11 protein-coding genes and 1 other RNA gene are annotated in these 15,022 nt (G+C 70.3%); 7 read left to right on the forward strand and 5 right to left on the reverse strand.

Annotation, left to right across the window (positions count from 1 at the left end; genetic code table 11):
• Window positions 1–55: 55 nt before the first annotated feature.
• Complete coding sequence (locus tag E0500_RS03560) at window positions 56–1,042, reverse strand: LysR family transcriptional regulator (protein ID WP_131563153.1); 987 nt, start codon at window positions 1,040–1,042, stop codon at window positions 56–58.
• 84 nt (window positions 1,043–1,126) lie between these two features.
• Here E0500_RS03560 and E0500_RS03565 point away from each other — a divergent pair, with 84 nt between their 5' ends.
• Together E0500_RS03565 and E0500_RS03570 are read left to right on the forward strand one after the other, a co-directional pair.
• Window positions 1,127–2,554, forward strand: coding sequence for an MFS transporter (locus tag E0500_RS03565; protein WP_131563154.1), 1,428 nt, complete (start codon window positions 1,127–1,129; stop codon window positions 2,552–2,554).
• 144 nt (window positions 2,555–2,698) lie between these two features.
• Entirely contained in the window at window positions 2,699–3,520 is an 822-nt protein-coding gene (locus E0500_RS03570; protein WP_131563155.1) for an SAM-dependent methyltransferase, read from the forward strand.
• Window positions 3,521–3,628: 108 nt separating this feature from the next.
• Here E0500_RS03570 and E0500_RS03575 read toward each other — a convergent pair whose 3' ends face one another.
• Window positions 3,629–5,026 carry a cytochrome P450 gene (locus tag E0500_RS03575; RefSeq protein ID WP_131563156.1) on the reverse strand — a complete coding sequence of 466 codons (1,398 nt, stop codon included), beginning with the start codon at window positions 5,024–5,026 and terminating at the stop codon, window positions 3,629–3,631.
• Between the two features lie 410 nt (window positions 5,027–5,436).
• Here E0500_RS03575 and E0500_RS03580 point away from each other — a divergent pair, with 410 nt between their 5' ends.
• The 5 genes from E0500_RS03580 to E0500_RS03600 are packed head-to-tail and all read left to right on the forward strand — an operon-like array spanning window position 5,437 to window position 11,922.
• A complete protein-coding gene (locus E0500_RS03580) occupies window positions 5,437–6,732 on the forward strand; it encodes an extracellular solute-binding protein (protein WP_131563157.1) in 1,296 nt (431 codons plus the stop codon).
• Window positions 6,729–7,715, forward strand: coding sequence for a carbohydrate ABC transporter permease (locus tag E0500_RS03585; RefSeq protein ID WP_131563158.1), 987 nt, complete (start codon window positions 6,729–6,731; stop codon window positions 7,713–7,715). Before E0500_RS03580 ends, E0500_RS03585 begins: the two co-directional genes overlap by 4 nt.
• The gene (locus E0500_RS03590; protein ID WP_131563159.1) at window positions 7,712–8,584 is read left to right on the forward strand and encodes a carbohydrate ABC transporter permease; all 873 of its coding nucleotides are present in this window, start codon (window positions 7,712–7,714) and stop codon (window positions 8,582–8,584) included. Before E0500_RS03585 ends, E0500_RS03590 begins: the two co-directional genes overlap by 4 nt.
• Window positions 8,585–8,600: 16 nt before the next feature.
• Complete coding sequence (yicI, locus tag E0500_RS03595; protein WP_131563160.1) at window positions 8,601–10,895, forward strand: alpha-xylosidase; 2,295 nt, start codon at window positions 8,601–8,603, stop codon at window positions 10,893–10,895.
• 16 nt (window positions 10,896–10,911) lie between these two features.
• Window positions 10,912–11,922, forward strand: a complete 1,011-nt coding sequence (locus E0500_RS03600) for a LacI family DNA-binding transcriptional regulator (RefSeq protein WP_131563161.1) — start codon at window positions 10,912–10,914, stop codon at window positions 11,920–11,922.
• A 717-nt stretch (window positions 11,923–12,639) separates the two neighbouring features.
• Here E0500_RS03600 and ssrA read toward each other — a convergent pair.
• From ssrA to E0500_RS03615, 3 genes are all read right to left on the reverse strand, one after another.
• Window positions 12,640–13,043, reverse strand: a transfer-messenger RNA (tmRNA) gene (gene ssrA, locus E0500_RS03605).
• Between the two features lie 150 nt (window positions 13,044–13,193).
• Window positions 13,194–13,733: an SsrA-binding protein SmpB gene (gene smpB / locus E0500_RS03610; RefSeq protein WP_131563171.1), complete on the reverse strand. Its 540-nt coding sequence runs from the start codon at window positions 13,731–13,733 to the stop codon at window positions 13,194–13,196.
• An 87-nt stretch (window positions 13,734–13,820) separates the two neighbouring features.
• Window positions 13,821–14,996, reverse strand: a complete 1,176-nt coding sequence (locus tag E0500_RS03615) for a S41 family peptidase (protein WP_131563162.1) — start codon at window positions 14,994–14,996, stop codon at window positions 13,821–13,823.
• Between the last annotated feature and the right edge of the window lie 26 nt (window positions 14,997–15,022).

A 15,022-nucleotide genomic window follows, 5' to 3' on the forward strand; every position in this document is an offset into this window, starting at 1 on the left:
ACATGCGCCCGGGCCAAGAATGTAGCGCACGTGGGGGAAGTGTGTGTGCGGTGTATCAGGAGCCACTCATCATAAAGAGTGCATCCATGGCCGGAATCCATCCATCCGCAGGGTGCTTCAGCCATCCTTCCTCGGCCGCGAGTTGGTCCACAGCACATCCGAGGGCCTCAACTCCCGGATGCCGGAACCCCTTTCGCCACACCAGTGACACGGGTGACAGGGGAACGGGTTCGACGAGGGGCCGGATCACGGTCCCGGGTACGGCCGGAAAGTCCAGCACTGCGAGGACGGGGTTCCGGTTCTTGGCCATGATCCGCTGGAACTCCTCGGCCCCGACGGCCAGCGGCTCGGGCGGCGACACCTCGATGCCGCGTCCCTCGAAGAGCTGACGCGCCAGGTCCGTCCACTCGGGCGTACGGGGGTTGCCCGCGCCCGCGTACACGCTCTCACCGGCGAGCGCGGCGAGGGGGACCTCGTCCCGCGGGGCCAGCCGGTGGTCCTCGGGGAGAATCACGGCCATCGGCTCGTACCGCACCGGCCGTTGTGCGAGGCGGGCGCGCACCGCCGGGTCCAACCCCGCGAACCGGCCGAACGACGCGTCGAGCCGTCCGGCGAGGATCTCCGCGGCGGCCCCCGTGAGGCCGCTCTCGTAGCGGGTCATGAGCTCGTCCTCGGGGGCGAGTTCGCGGGCGCGGGCGAGGACGCGCTCACCGACGAGGCCGGGGCTGTTGACGTCGACGAACAGCGGCCGCCGCGAGGCCGACCTCCCGGTCGGCACCTGGAACGCCGCGACCAGTTCCTCCTGCGCCTCCAGCACCCGGCGCGCGTACGGCAGCAGCCGGGCGCCGTCGGCCGTCAGCGCCACCTGCCGGGTCGTCCGTACGAAGAGCTCGGCGCCCAACTCCTTCTCCAGCCGCCAGATGTCGCGGCTGAGCGCCTGCTGGGCGATGTACAGCCGGGCGGCGGCCCGGGTGAAGTGCAGTTCCTCGGCGACGGCGAGGAAGGCGCGGAGGAGTCGGGGATCCACGGTCGGGGCGGGCATCCGGCGAACTTACAACGCAGATGCGTCAATCGCCACGGAGCAGGTGTTGGACGGTTGATCACGTCGGGGATGACGGTGGTGCCCATGCCGCAACCACCCACCGGCGAACCCCGCCGCCCCCTCCTCACGGTCACCGCCGACACGTTGGTGGCCGCGGACTTCACCCCGCGCCGGCAGCGCCCCTCCCGAAGCCGCGCCGGAGCGGCCGGCCCGCTGGCCCCGTACCGCCGCCTCTTCGCTCTCCCCGGCACCCGCGCCTTCACCGTCGGGAGCCTGCTCGCCCGGCTCCCGATGGGCATGTTCAGCGTGAGCGCGGTCGTCATGATCGCCGGATCGCGTGGTTCGTACGCCCTCGCCGGGGCCGTGACGGCGACGGGGCTGGCCGCGACGGCACTGCTGGCCCCCTGGACCGCGCGGCTGATCGACCGTCACGGACAGGCGCGGGTGGCCGTGCCCGCCACGGTGTTCGCGGTCCTGGGCAGTCTGGCGCTCGTGCTCTGCGTGCGTTACGGCGCGCCCGACTGGGCCCTCTTCCTCTGCTACGCGGCCACGGCGACGACCCCGAACACCGGCGGCATGTCCCGCGCCCGCTGGACCCATCTGCTGCGGGACGACGCGGCGGCCCGGCACACCGCGAACTCCTTCGAACAGGCCGCGGACGAGCTCTGCTTCATGCTCGGTCCGATCCTGGCGGCGTTCCTGTGCACCACGGTCTTTCCGGAGGCGGGCACGCTGGTGGGCACCGTGCTGCTGCTGACGGGCGTGGTGGTCTTCGCGGCCCAGCGATCGACGGAGCCACCCGCGTCGGGGCGTCCGGCTTCCGTGCCGGGACGCCCGGCTTCCGTGTCAGGGCGTCCGGCGTCCGCGTCACGGCGTCCGGCAGCTGCTTCATCCACGGCGCCCTCGCCGCTCCGTGCGGCCGGCATGCGGCCGCTGCTGGCCGTCTGCCTGGCCATGGGCGCGGTCTTCGGGGCGATGGAGGTCGTCACGATCGCGTTCGCGGACGCGCACGGGCGCCAGCCGGTCGCGGGAGTCGTCCTCGCCCTGCAGGCGGCCGGTTCGTGCGCGGCGGGGCTGGTGTTCGGCGCGCTGAAGCCGGGCGGGTCCGCCTCGCGGCGCCTTCCCTGGTGTGTGGCCGCGATGACGGCGCTGATGACCCTCCCCCTCCTCGCGGCCACCCTCACCGGCTCGCTCGCGGCGCTCGCGGTCGCCCTGCTCCTCGCCGGTATGGCCACCGCGCCCACGATGATCACCACGATGACCCTGGTCCAGCAGCGCACACCCGAGGGCCGCCTGAACGAGGGCATGACCCTGGCGGTGACAGGGCTCCTGGGCGGGATCGCGTGTGGTGCGGCGGTCGGGGGACGGGTGACGGAGCAGGTGTCCGCGACCGCGGGCTACTGGGTGCCGGTGGCGGCGGCGTTGACGGCCGTACTGATCGCCGTACTCGTCCGACCTCGTGCCCCTCACGCCCCTCACGCCCCTCACGCCCCTCACGCCCCTCACAGGTGAGGATCGCTGGCCAAAACCCCACGGTGCGTGAGCAGCAAACCTCTGCAACACGCCTGTCTCAAGGGCAAGTTGGCCTAGGTTGGTGGGTGCTCTGATCACCAACACCGATCCGATCACCAACACCGATCCGCAGGAGGCCCTGCCGTGTCAGACCCCAATCGCCTGATCACCGCCGCAGAGACACGGACCAGGATCGACACCTCCAAGCCGCACTCGGCCCGCTTCTGGAACTACTTCGTCGGCGGCAAGGACAACTACGAGGTCGACCGGGAGATCGGGGACCACATCAAGGAGATCTTCCCCGGCCTCGTCGACGTGGCGGTCACCAGCCGGCACTTCCTGGGGCGCGCCGTCCGCCATCTGGCCGGTGAGCCGGGCATCCGGCAGTTCCTGGACGTCGGCACCGGCCTGCCGACCGCCGACAACACGCACGAGGTCGCCCAGCGCGTGGCGCCGGACGCCCGGATCGTGTACGTCGACAACGACCCCATCGTGCTGGCCCACGCAAAGGCCCTGCTCACCAGCACACCCGAGGGCAGGACCACCTACCTGGACGCCAACCTGTACGAACCCGAGGCCGTCCTCGAAGCCGCCGCGGACACGCTCGACCTCACCCAGCCGGTCGCCCTGATGATCCTCAACACGCTCGGCCATGTCGCCGACTACGACGAGGCGCGCGAACTGGTGCGGCGGCTGATGGCCGGCCTCCCGTCGGGAAGCCACCTGGTGATCAGCGACAGCACGGCCACCAGCGAGGGCATGATCGCCGCCTCGGAGGCGTACAACGCGAGCGGCGCGGTGCCGTACTACGTGCGCAGCATCGGGGAGATAGCCGGGTTCTTCGACGGTCTCGAACTGGTGGACCCCGGCATCGTCCAGGTCCCCGAGTGGCGCCCCGAGTCCTCTGGTTCAGCCGATCCTGCCGCTGCCGTCGACGCCTACTGCGGGGTGGGCCGCAAGCCCTGACCCGGCCCCCGGTCCGGGCCGACCTCGGGCCGGACCCGTCCGGTCCGGTCCGGGGTCGAGCACGGGGCAGTGACTCAAAGCCCGCGCCCCATCACCCCGCCCGCCCCATCACCCCACCCGCGCCGTGACCCGGCACCGTGCCGGCCCCTTCGCGATCAACGTGATCGCCGCACCCAGCGGCACGTCAGCACCCTCGGCCCCGTCGAAGTCGAACGTCTGGAGGAGAACCGCAAGCGCCAGAACCGACTCCAGCATCGACAGGTGCTGCCCTATGCAGGCCCGCGGCCCTCCGCCGAACGGGAACCAGGCGTAACGCGGACGTGCCGCCTCCGCCTCCGGTGTGAACCGCTCGGGGTCGAAGCGTTCCGGGTCGGCCCAGTGGTCGGGGTGGCGATGGGTCACCCACGGACTGACCAGGACATCGGCACCGGCCGGAATCCGTACGCCGTCGATCTCCGTGCCGACGCCCGCCCGGCGCCCGATGATCGGTGCGGACGGATACAGCCGCATCGCCTCCTTCACGACCATCGTCAGATACGGCAGTGCCTCCATGTCCTCCGCCGTGGGCGCCCGCCCGCCGGGCCCTCCGAGTACACGGTCGACCTCGTCCCGCGCCCGCCGCCGCTCCTCGGGATGCCGGGCGAGGAGGTGCAGCGCGAAGGCGAGCGCGGTCGCGGTGGTCTCGTGACCGGCGAGCAGGAAGACCAGCACCTGTTCGCGGCGTTCGGTCTGCCCGAAGCGGCCGTCCTCGGCGGTTTCGGCCCGCACCAGGAGCGTCGCGAGGTCCTCGCCGGAGCCCGCCGCTCGGGTTCCCCCGTCCCGCCGGCTCTCGATGATCCTGTCGCACAGCCCGAACAGCTCCGCCCGGTACCGCGCCGCCCGCCGGTTGGCCGGAGTCGGCCACGTACGCGGAGTCTTGACGGGCGCCAGGCCCCGTTTCAGCGAGAGGGTCTGGAGCGGGGGCAGGTTCCGTTCGACGACGGCGACCGCCTCCTCCGTGTCCGTGCCGAAGAGGATGCGGCCGACCACCTGTAAGGCGAACCGGCGCATCTCACCGACCAGTTCGACGCTCCCGCCGGGCGCCGTACGCCAGGACTCGGCGAGCGCGGCGGCCTCGGCGGCGACCTCCTCCGCGTAAGCGTTCACCCGGTGGCGGGTGAACAGCGGCTGCACGAGCCGGCGCTGACGGAGGTAGTCGGCGTCCTGGCTGGTGAGCAGGCCGTTGCCGATCTGTTCCCGCACCTCCTGGTAGAAGGGCGTGTCCTTGCGGTAACCGGAAGCCTCCGTGGCCAGCACGCGCTGCACGCCCTCCGGAGAGAACACTCCGTGGATCTCCCGCCCCAGCCCCGGCGGCCCGAGCCGGAACCGCACCACGTCGCCGCACTCGCGCCGGGCCCGCAGATACGTCGCCAGCGGATCGCGCAACAGGTCGGCGAGTGAGCCCAGCAGAGGCCCACCCGCGACGACGGGCGCCCGCGGGGCACTTCGGGTGGTCGCGACGGACATGGGCAAACCCCCTCCTACCAGCCGAACACCAATACGAACCACCATAGGTGCGGGAGCCGTCGGCGTGCCGTCGCGGACACGCGGTTCTTTCTGCCGGGGGCCGTTGGCGGCCGTTCGCTCCCCAGGACGGCGCCGCACGGAGCCGCATATGTCACAGCCCCGTGCCCCTGTCAAGGCGCCCCAATTCCGCCCGCATTCCGCCCGCATTCCGCCCGCATTCCGCCCGCCCCATTGACGCGCCCACGGCACCCACATACCTTCCCCCGTCGAAGCGCTTCGACGTCACGCATCGAAACGATTCGACTACGCCGACCGACACCCGACTCCCGACACCCAACACCCAACACCCGACGACTCGGCACTCGCTGCGTGGCGCTCCGATACCCATCCGACTCCCCTGGAGGCACAGGATGTTGACGGCACGAAGGCGTACGGCGGCGTTGGCCGCGGCGGTGATGAGCGGAGTCCTGCTGCTGGCCTCCTGCGGTGGCTCCGACGGCGGGTCCTCAGACGGCAAGACACTCCGGCTGTGGCACTACGAAGGCCCCGAGAGCGCGATGGGCGTCGCCTGGGAGGCGGCCATCGAGGAGTTCGAGAAGACGCACCCGGGCGTGAAGGTGAAGTTCGAGGAGAAGGGCTTCGAACAGATCCAGAAGACGGCCCCGATGGTCCTCAACTCCTCCGACGCGCCCGATCTCATGGAGTACAACAAGGGCAACGCGACGGCGGGCAAGCTGTCCCAGCAGGGGCTCCTCACCGACCTCACCGCGGAGGTCACCGAGCGCGGCTGGGACAAGAAGCTCAGCGCGGGCGTCCGCACCACCAGCCAGTACGACGCGGGCGGCGTCATGGGCTCCGGCAAGTGGTACGGCGTGCCCAACTACGCCGAGTACACGCTGGTCTACTACAACAAGGACCTGTTCAAGAAGCACGGCATCGAAGAGCCCACCACGTTCGGCGAACTCACCGCCGCCATGGACAAGTTCGTCGACGAGGGCGTCACCCCGCTGGCCAACGCGGGTGCCGAGTACATCGCCCAGCAGTACCTCTACCAGCTGGCCCTCAGCAAGGCCGACCGCGCCTGGGTCGACACCTACGAGCTCTACAAGGGCAGGACCGACTTCCACGACGCCGCCTGGACGTACGGCGCGGAGACGTTCGCCGACTGGGTGGACAAGGGCTACATCGCGAAGAGCACCATCGGCGCGAAGGTCGAGGACGCGGCGGTCTCCTTCATCTCCGGCAAGTCGCCGATCCTGTTCTCCGGCAGCTGGTGGTACGGCCGCTTCAAGGCGGAGGCGAAGTTCGACTGGGGCACCTTCCTCTGGCCGGACACGAACCTCACCCTCGGCTCCGGCGGCAACCTCTGGGTGGTCCCGAAGGCGGCGAAGAACAAGGACCTCGCGTACGACTTCATCGACATCACCATGTCGGAGAAGATCCAGAACCTGCTGGGCAACCAGGGCGGTGTCCCCGTGGCCGCCGACCCGGCCGCCATCACCGACCCCCAGGCCAAGCAGCTGATCGCCGACTTCAACTCGCTGTCCGAGAAGGACGGGCTGGCCTTCTACCCCGACTGGCCCGTCCCCGACTTCTACAACGTCCTCGTCTCCGAGACCCAGAAGCTGATCACGGGCGACGCCGAGCCGGACGCGTATCTGGACGCCTTGCAGGACGCGTACGACAAGGGTGCGCCGAAACGATGACGGTGACCGTCGAACAGGGTGCGCGGGCCATCGGCAGGCATCGGCACGGCGGCCCGCGCCGCACCCGTATCCGCCCCCGTACCCGTATCCGTGACTCGTACGCCCTGTTCCTGCTGCCGGGCGTCCTCGCCTTCCTTGCCGTCGTGGTCGTGCCGTTCCTGATGAACACCGGGGTGAGCTTCACCGACTGGCAGGGCGTGGGCTCGCCCGACTGGTCCGGGCTCGCCAACTACCGGGAGCTGATGGACGACTCCGCGTTCTGGGCGTCCTTCCGGCACAGCCTGTTCATGGTGGTCGCCATGGCGGTCGTACCGACCGCGATCGGGCTGGTGCTGGCCGCGGCGCTGTTCGACTTCGTCGGCAAGCACTTCGGTAGCCGTACGGCCGCGGTGCTGCGCGCCTGCTTCTACCTTCCGCAGGTGCTGCCGATCGCCGTCGCGGGCATCGTGTGGAGCTGGATCCTCGCGCCCGACAACGGCTCCCTCAACGACCTGCTGAAGGCCGTCGGCCTCGGCTCCTGGCAGCAGGACTGGCTCGGCGACCCCGACCTCGCCCTCTACAGCGTCATGGGCGTGATGGTGTGGGTGCAGATCGGCTTCCCGCTCGTCGTCTTCATGGCGGGCCTGCAACGCGTCGATCCCCAGCTGTACGAGGCCGCCGAGCTGGACGGCGCGGGCTGGTGGCGCCGCTTCCGGCACATCACGCTCCCGCAGATCCGCCCGGAGATCCACGTCGTCCTGACCTGGTGCACGATCGCCGCGCTGAAGGTCTTCGGCGCGGTGTACGTGCTGACGAAGGGGGGTCCGGGCGGCGCGACCGACGTCCCCTCCTACTTCTCCTTCACCACGTTCTTCGAGAAGACCCAGGTGGGCTACGGCGCCGCGATCTCCACGGTGCTCACCGTGCTCGTCCTGGGGCTGGCGCTGGCCGGACTCCGGCTCCAGACGCGGGCCGAGGACGCGGAGGAAGGGCTCCGCACATGACGACATCCGTCCGCACCGTACGCACCGTCCGCCCCGTCCGCACTCTACGCACCGCCGTAAGCCGCTATCCGGTGCTCCTGGCCCTGGTCATCGCCGCGCTCTTCATGGTCGTGCCGTTCCTCATCGTCGCGGTCAACGCGGTGAAGTCGCCCGCCGAGTACTCGGCCGACGGCCCGCTCAGCCTCCCCGACGGCCTCTACCTCGACGGCCTGAGGAGCTTCTGGGAACGCGTCGACTTCGGGCAGAAGCTCATCAACTCGTTCCTGATCAGCGGCGCGGTGGCGGCGGGTGCCGTCGTGCTCTCCGTCCTCAACGCGTACGCGATCGGCATCGGCAGGATCAGGGGCCGCACCTGGGTACTGGCCTTCTTCGTCCTCGCCAACGTGCTGCCGCAGGAGGCGCTGGTCTACCCGATCTACTACCTGAGCAAGGAAGCCGGCCTGTACGACACCCGGCTCAGCGTGATCATCGTCTTCACGGTCATCCAGGCCGCTTTCGGCACCTATCTGCTCTCCGCCGTCCTGGGCCGCTTCCCGCGCGAGATCATCGAGGCGGCCCGCATCGACGGGGCGAACCGGTGGCAGGTGCTGTGGCGGATCGTCGTCCCGGTCAGCCGGCCCACCCTCGGCGTGCTGCTGGTGTTCTTCTTCATCTGGACCTGGAACGAGTTCCTGCTCCCCCTGGTCATGCTGATCTCCAACGACAACCAGACGGTGTCGGTGGCCCTCGGAGTCCTCCAGGGCCAGCGGCTGATGGACGCCACCATGACCAACGCGGCGGCGCTCCTGGGCGTCCTGCCCGCGATCGTCTTCTTCCTCGTCTTCCAGCGCACTCTCACCCGCGGTATCGCCGTGGGCGCGGTCAAGTGATGAAGGGGTGTGGGGTGTGAAGTTCACCGACGGCTACTGGCTGCTGCGCGAGGGCGTCACTGCGGACTGTCCGCGCGAGGTCCTCGACGTCACGGAGGGGCCGGGGACACTGGAGCTCCACGCGCCGACCCATCCCGTCCGCCACCGCGGCGACCTGCTGAAGGGACCGGTCGTGACGATCAGTGCGCAGGCGCCGATGCCCGACGTCATCGGCGTCACGTTCACCCACTTCGAGGGGGAGGAGCCGCGCGGCCCCCACTTCGAGGTCGCCGGCGAGGTCCGGCGGTCCGAGGGAGGTCCCCCGGAACGGCACAGCGCCGCGCAGACGTCGTACGACGACGACCACGCGACCCTCACCTCGGGCGCCCTCTCCGTCCGGGTCGCCCGCACCGGCCCCTGGCAGATCGACTTCCTCGCCCACGGCCGCACCCTCACCACCAGCGGCACCAAGGCCATGGGCATCATGCGCGACGCGACGGGCGCCCACTATCTGCGCGAGCAACTGGGCCTGGGCGTCGGGACGTCGGTGTACGGGCTCGGCGAACGCTTCGGCCCGCTCGTCAAGAACGGCCAGGTCGTCGACATCTGGAACGCCGACGGCGGCACGGCGACCGAGCAGGCGTACAAGAACGTGCCCTTCTACCTGACCGACGCGGGCTACGGCGTCTTCGTCGACCACCCCGGAAAGGTCTCCTTCGAGGTCGGCTCGGAGACGGTGTCGCGGGTCCAGTTCAGCGTGGAGAGCCAGCAGTTGACGTACTACGTCATCTACGGCCCGACACCGAAGGAGATCCTCCGCAAGTACACCGCGCTCACCGGCCGCCCGGCGCTCCCGCCCGCCTGGTCGTTCGGACTGTGGCTGTCGACGTCGTTCACGACCTCGTACGACGAGGAGACGGTGACCTCCTTCATCGAGGGCATGCGGCAGCGCGAACTCCCCCTCTCCGTCTTCCACTTCGACTGCTTCTGGATGCGCGAGTTCAACTGGTGCGACTTCCGGTGGGACCCTCGGGTGTTCCCGGACCCGGAGGGCATGCTGGCCCGGCTCAAGGCGAGGGGGCTGCGGGTCTGTGTGTGGATCAACCCGTACATCGCCCAGCGCTCCCCGCTGTTCGCGGAGGGAAGGGCCCTGGGGCATCTGCTGCGGAGGCCGGACGGAAGTGTCTGGCAGTGGGACCTGTGGCAGCCGGGCATGGCGCTCGTCGACTTCACCAGCCCGGCGGCCCGCGACTGGTACGCCTCGAAGCTGGAGGCACTGCTCGCACAGGGCGTCGACTGCTTCAAGACGGACTTCGGCGAACGGGTGCCCGTCGACGTGGCGTACGCGGACGGCTCCGACCCGGAGCGGATGCACAACTACTACGCGTACCTCTACAACCGCACCGTCTTCGACGTGCTGCGCAAACACCGCGGCGAGGAGGAGGCCGTCGTCTTCGCCCGCTCGGCGACGGCGGGCAGCCAGCGGTTCCCCGTGCACTGGGGCGGGGACTGCGAGTCGACGTACGAGGCGATGGCCGAGTCGCTGCGGGGCGGGCTGTCGCTGGGGCTGTCGGGCTTCGGCTTCTGGAGCCACGACATCGGCGGCTTCGAGGGCACCCCGACCCCGGCCCTGTTCAAGCGGTGGCTGGCCTTCGGGCTGCTGTCCTCGCACAGCCGGCTGCACGGCTCGTCGTCGTACCGCGTGCCGTGGCTGTTCGACGAGGAGTCCGTGGACGTGCTGCGGGAGTTCACCCGGCTGAAGCTGCGCCTCATGCCGTACCTGTACGAGGCCGCGCGCACCGCGCACACCGAGGGCGTGCCGATGATGCGGGCGATGGTGCTGGAGTTCCCCGACGATCCCGGGTGCGCGCACCTGGAGCGGCAGTACATGCTCGGTCCCGATCTGCTGGTCGCGCCGGTGTTCAACGACGAGGGGGACGTCGCGTACTACGTGCCCGAGGGCACCTGGACGCACTTCCTGAGCGGTCGCACGGTGACCGGGCCGCGCTGGGTGCGCGAGCGCCACGGTTTCAGCAGCGTGCCGCTCCTCGTCCGTCCTGGGTCGGTGATCCCGGTGGGCGCGGTGGACGACCGGCCCGACTACGCGTACGCCGACGGGGTCACCCTGCGCGCGTACGGGCTGGAGCGCGGGGACCAGGTGACCGTGCCGGTCGGGGACGTGACGTACACCGTGGTCCGCGAGGGGGACACCCTGCGGGCCTCGTGCAGCGCTCCGACGGCGCCCTGGGGACTCGCGGCGGGCGGGCGCGAGGTGCGAGCCGGGACAGGGAGCGGATTCCTGACCCTGGAGCTGAGAGGGGAGTCCGAGTGACAAGGGGTTCCGAGTGATGGTGAAGATCACTGACGTGGCGCGGCACGCCGGGGTCTCCCCCAGCACCGTCAGTTACGCGCTCAGCGGCAAGCGCCCGATCTCCGAGGAGACCCGGCTGCGCGTCCAGGAGGCCATCCGTGTGCTGGGCTACCGTCCGCACGCGGGCGCGCGGTCACTGGCCAGCAGCAGATCGAACGTACTGGCGCTGGTGGTGCCGCTGCGGGCCGGTATCCATGTGCCGGTGGTGATGCAGTTCGCGGTGTCGGTGGTGACCAGCGCCCGCGGGCACGACCACGATGTGCTGCTGCTGACGCAGGAGGAGGGCGGGGACGGGCTGCGGCGGGTCGCGGACACGGCCCTGGTGGACGCGCTGATCGTGATGGACGTCCAGCTCCGCGATCCCCGGCTGCCCCTGCTGCGCTCCCTGGACAGACCCTCGGTACTGATCGGTTTCCCCGCCGAGCCCGACGGGCTGACGTGCATCGACCTCGACTTCAAGGCGGCGGGCGAGGTGTGCGTGGAGCATCTGGTGCGGCTCGGGCACCGGGTGGTGGCGCTGGTCGGGTCGCCGCCCGAGGTGTATGTGCGCGAGACCGGGTTCGCGCAGCGCGTGGTCCAGGGCTTCACGGCCGCCGCCACCCGGCACGGACTGTCGTCCTCGGTCCACCCGTGCGAGGCGACGCCCGCGGCGGCCCGCCTGGTCGCCGAGCAACTCCTGCGGGAACGACCGGCCCTGACCGGAGTCGTCGTGCACAACGAGCCCATCCTGGAACCCCTGATCGACGCGTTCGAGAGCCTCGGACTGCGGGTGCCCGGCGATCTGTCGGTGACGGCCATCGCGCCCGACGAACTGGCCGCCCGCACCCGCCTCCCGGTCACCTCCGTGGACGTGCCGTCGGCGGAGGTGGGCGCGGGGGCGGTGGAGCTGCTGATGAGGAAGCTGAGCGGCGCGGGGGTGCCGGAGGCGACGCTGCTGCCGCCCAGGCTTACGGAGAGGGCGAGTACGGCAGGTCGCTCGCTCGCGTGATGGGGGGCTGGTGTGTGGTGCCGTGGAGGTGGGCTGTGTGCTGTACTGGGTCGCGAGGAGGGCGCCGCATTGGGCGGGTGATGCATTACCCAGGCGGAGGCTCGAGCTCACCAGGAGCTTGTCGAATGTCCCCACCGAGTAGGGGGACAACCGGCTAGCTGCTGAGCCACCAGAGAAGAGGGCCTCCGTCCTGGATCCGATAAATCCAGGTGGAGGCCCAGGCTCACTAGGAGCTTGTCGGATGTCCCCACCTTGCATGGGGAGATCCGACTACCTCCTGGCCCACTCGAAAAGGGTGGGCCCCCGCATCGGAGCGGACAACTCCGAGCGAGGGCCCAGGCTCATCAGGAGCCCGTCGGATATCCCCACCTGCTTTGGGGATATCCGGCTACCTGCTGAGCCACCAGAGCAGCCACCTCCTCGCGCGCTTCGCAGCCCTCTCCGGCAAGAGCCGGATCAGCCGCATGACGAGGGTCAGTTTCTGCTCACGGTGACAGCCCATCTGAGGGCGTCCTCCCTTCGACGTGAGGCGGCCTTTGCAGGGTCCCGGGACCGCTCTCGTCGGGCCGGGCCCCGACGAGGGGGGCCCGGAGTGAAGGGAGGACGCACCCGTCCGGTGCGTCACGGATCACAGGCTAGGCATGACGAAGGCCCCGCTGCTCGAAAGCAGCGGGGCCTTCACCCACATGGGTGAGGAGGTCCGGGGACCTCCTGATCGTGTGGAGATGGCGGGAATCGAACCCGCGTCCAACGGTGCGGAACCAGGGCTTCTCCGTGTGCAGTTCGCTGTGATTTTCTCGGCCCCGGCGATCACGCGAACAAGTCGCCGACGGGCCCAGTCACTGTTTGGTTTCCCTCTTCACCCCGTGACCGGGATCAAGGTTTAGTCCCCTAGCTGATGCCAGGATCCGGGTCGGGAACAGCCCCGGGCTGACACTCCCTTAAGTAAGGGGCAGTTGCCTAGCTACCTGATCAGGCAGCGAGGGCGAACTGCGTCGCCTTGGGAGAATCGCTCTTAACAGTGGCGATTATTTTTTTCGGCCTGTGGTTTACGAGATCATGGCCGCTTCCTCGACACGCTTCCCCTGCTTCGACATCCGCTGTCGAAACCGATCATCCCCATGTTGTTTTTTCAATCCCCTCCGGAGAACCGGAGAGGGCGTGCACCCGCTGTGAAGTGCAGGTCCATCGTACGTGACCAACGCGGACGGCCGCCAGCGTATTCCCCCGGGCGGGGCCCCGGCTGCCCCGGCGGCGCGGGCCGGCCGCGCTCAGCCGCGCTGCTTCCTGCGCGCCGCTGCGATCGCCCGGTCCGACTCGCGCCGGTCCTGCTGCTCTCGCAGGGTCTGGCGCTTGTCGTACTCCTTCTTGCCTCGCGCGAGGGCGATCTCGGCCTTGGCCCGGCCGTCCTTGAAGTACAGGGCGAGGGGCACGATCGTGTGACCCGTCTCCTGCGCCTTGGACTCCAGCTTGTCGATCTCCTCGCGGTGCAGCAGCAGCTTGCGCTTGCGGCGCGCGGCGTGGTTGGTCCAGCTGCCCTGGTTGTACTCGGGGATGTGGGCGTTGTGCAGCCACGCCTCACCCCTGTCGATCTGGACGAAGCCGTCCGCCAGCGAGGTCCGCCCCTGGCGCAGCGACTTGACCTCGGTGCCGGTGAGCACGAGCCCGGCCTCGTAGGTGTCGATGATCGCGTAGTCGTGCCGGGCCTTCTTGTTCTGCGCGACGATCCTGCGCTTGCCGCCCTTCTCGCCGTCCTGGGCCTTCGCGGCCGCCCCGCCCTTCTTGGGGAGGGACTCCTTGGGTACGTACATTCCCTTGCTCATAGTGCCGTCCATTTTCGCACCACGGAGGGGGCATACGGGAAGCGCATTAACGGGGCGGCGAGAAACGCGGGGCGGCTACTGCCCCAGCCCGCTCAGTACCGTCTCCGCGCGCTCCAGGGCGCCCTCGTCGGCCTCCAGGTCGGGGGTGAGGCCCTGGCCGTCGACGCCACGGCCGGAGGGGGTGCGGTAGTGGCCGACGGTCAGTTCGGCGACGGAGCCGTCCGGGAGACGGCTCGGCATCTGGACCGAGCCCTTGCCGAAGGTGCGGGAGCCCACGACGACCGCGCGGCCGCGGTCCTGGAGGGCGCCGGTGAGGAGCTCGGCCGCGCTCATCGTGCCGCCGTCGACGAGCGCGACCAGGGGTCTCGTGGTGTCGCCGCCCGGGTCGGCGTGCAGGGCACGCTGGGCGCCGTTCACGTCGTACGTGGCGACCAGGCCGCCGTCGAGGAAGGCGGAGGCGGTGGTGACGGCCTCGGTGACCAGTCCGCCGGAGTTGCCGCGCAGGTCGAGGACGATCCGTGCGTCGCCGGGGGCCTGTCCGAGGGCGGTGCGCACGCGGTCGCCCGAGCCCCGGGTGAAGGCGGCGACCTTGATGACGGTGACCCCGTGGGTGAGCCTGCGGACGGTCACCGGGTCCGTGGAGAGGCGGGCCCGGCGCAGGGTCTCGCTCCACGCGCGCGTGCCGCGCTCCAGGCCCAGGGAGACCGTCGTGCCGGCGGAGGCGTCCTCGGCGTCGCCGCGCAGCAACGAGAGGACCTCGGTGACGGGCCGGCCGTCGACGTCCTCGCCGTCGACGCTGCGCAGCCGGTCGCCCTTGCGGACACCGGCGTCCGCGGCGGGCGAGCCGTCCCGGACGCGGGTGACCTCGATCCGGCCGTCGGTCCCGCGCCGGGCCCACAGCCCGACACCGGTGTACGCGCCGTCGAGTGCCTCCTCGAACTCCTCGTACTCGCCCTCGGAGTACACCGCGCCCCAGCGGTCCCCGCTGCGGCTGACCGCGCGCTCCGCTGCCTCCACGGGGGACTCGCCGTCGGCCATGGCCTCGGCCGCGGCCTTGGCGACGTACTCACGGTGCCCCTCGGACGTGGCACCGGAGGCGGCGGCCGACTCGCGGTCCTGGCCGCCCTGCTCGCCGGAGGCACCGAACGAGCCGGTCGCGGCGCCCGTCGCGAGGACGCTCGCGAAGACGAATGTCAGGGCCACCCCGCGGCGGAGGCGGCGGGGCGGACAGAACGTGTCTTGGCCTGACATGCCGGTGAGTCTAGGACAACGCGTAG

It is taken from the genome of Streptomyces sp. KM273126, from assembly GCF_004337435.2.
GTDB lineage: Bacteria > Actinomycetota > Actinomycetes > Streptomycetales > Streptomycetaceae > Streptomyces > Streptomyces acidicola.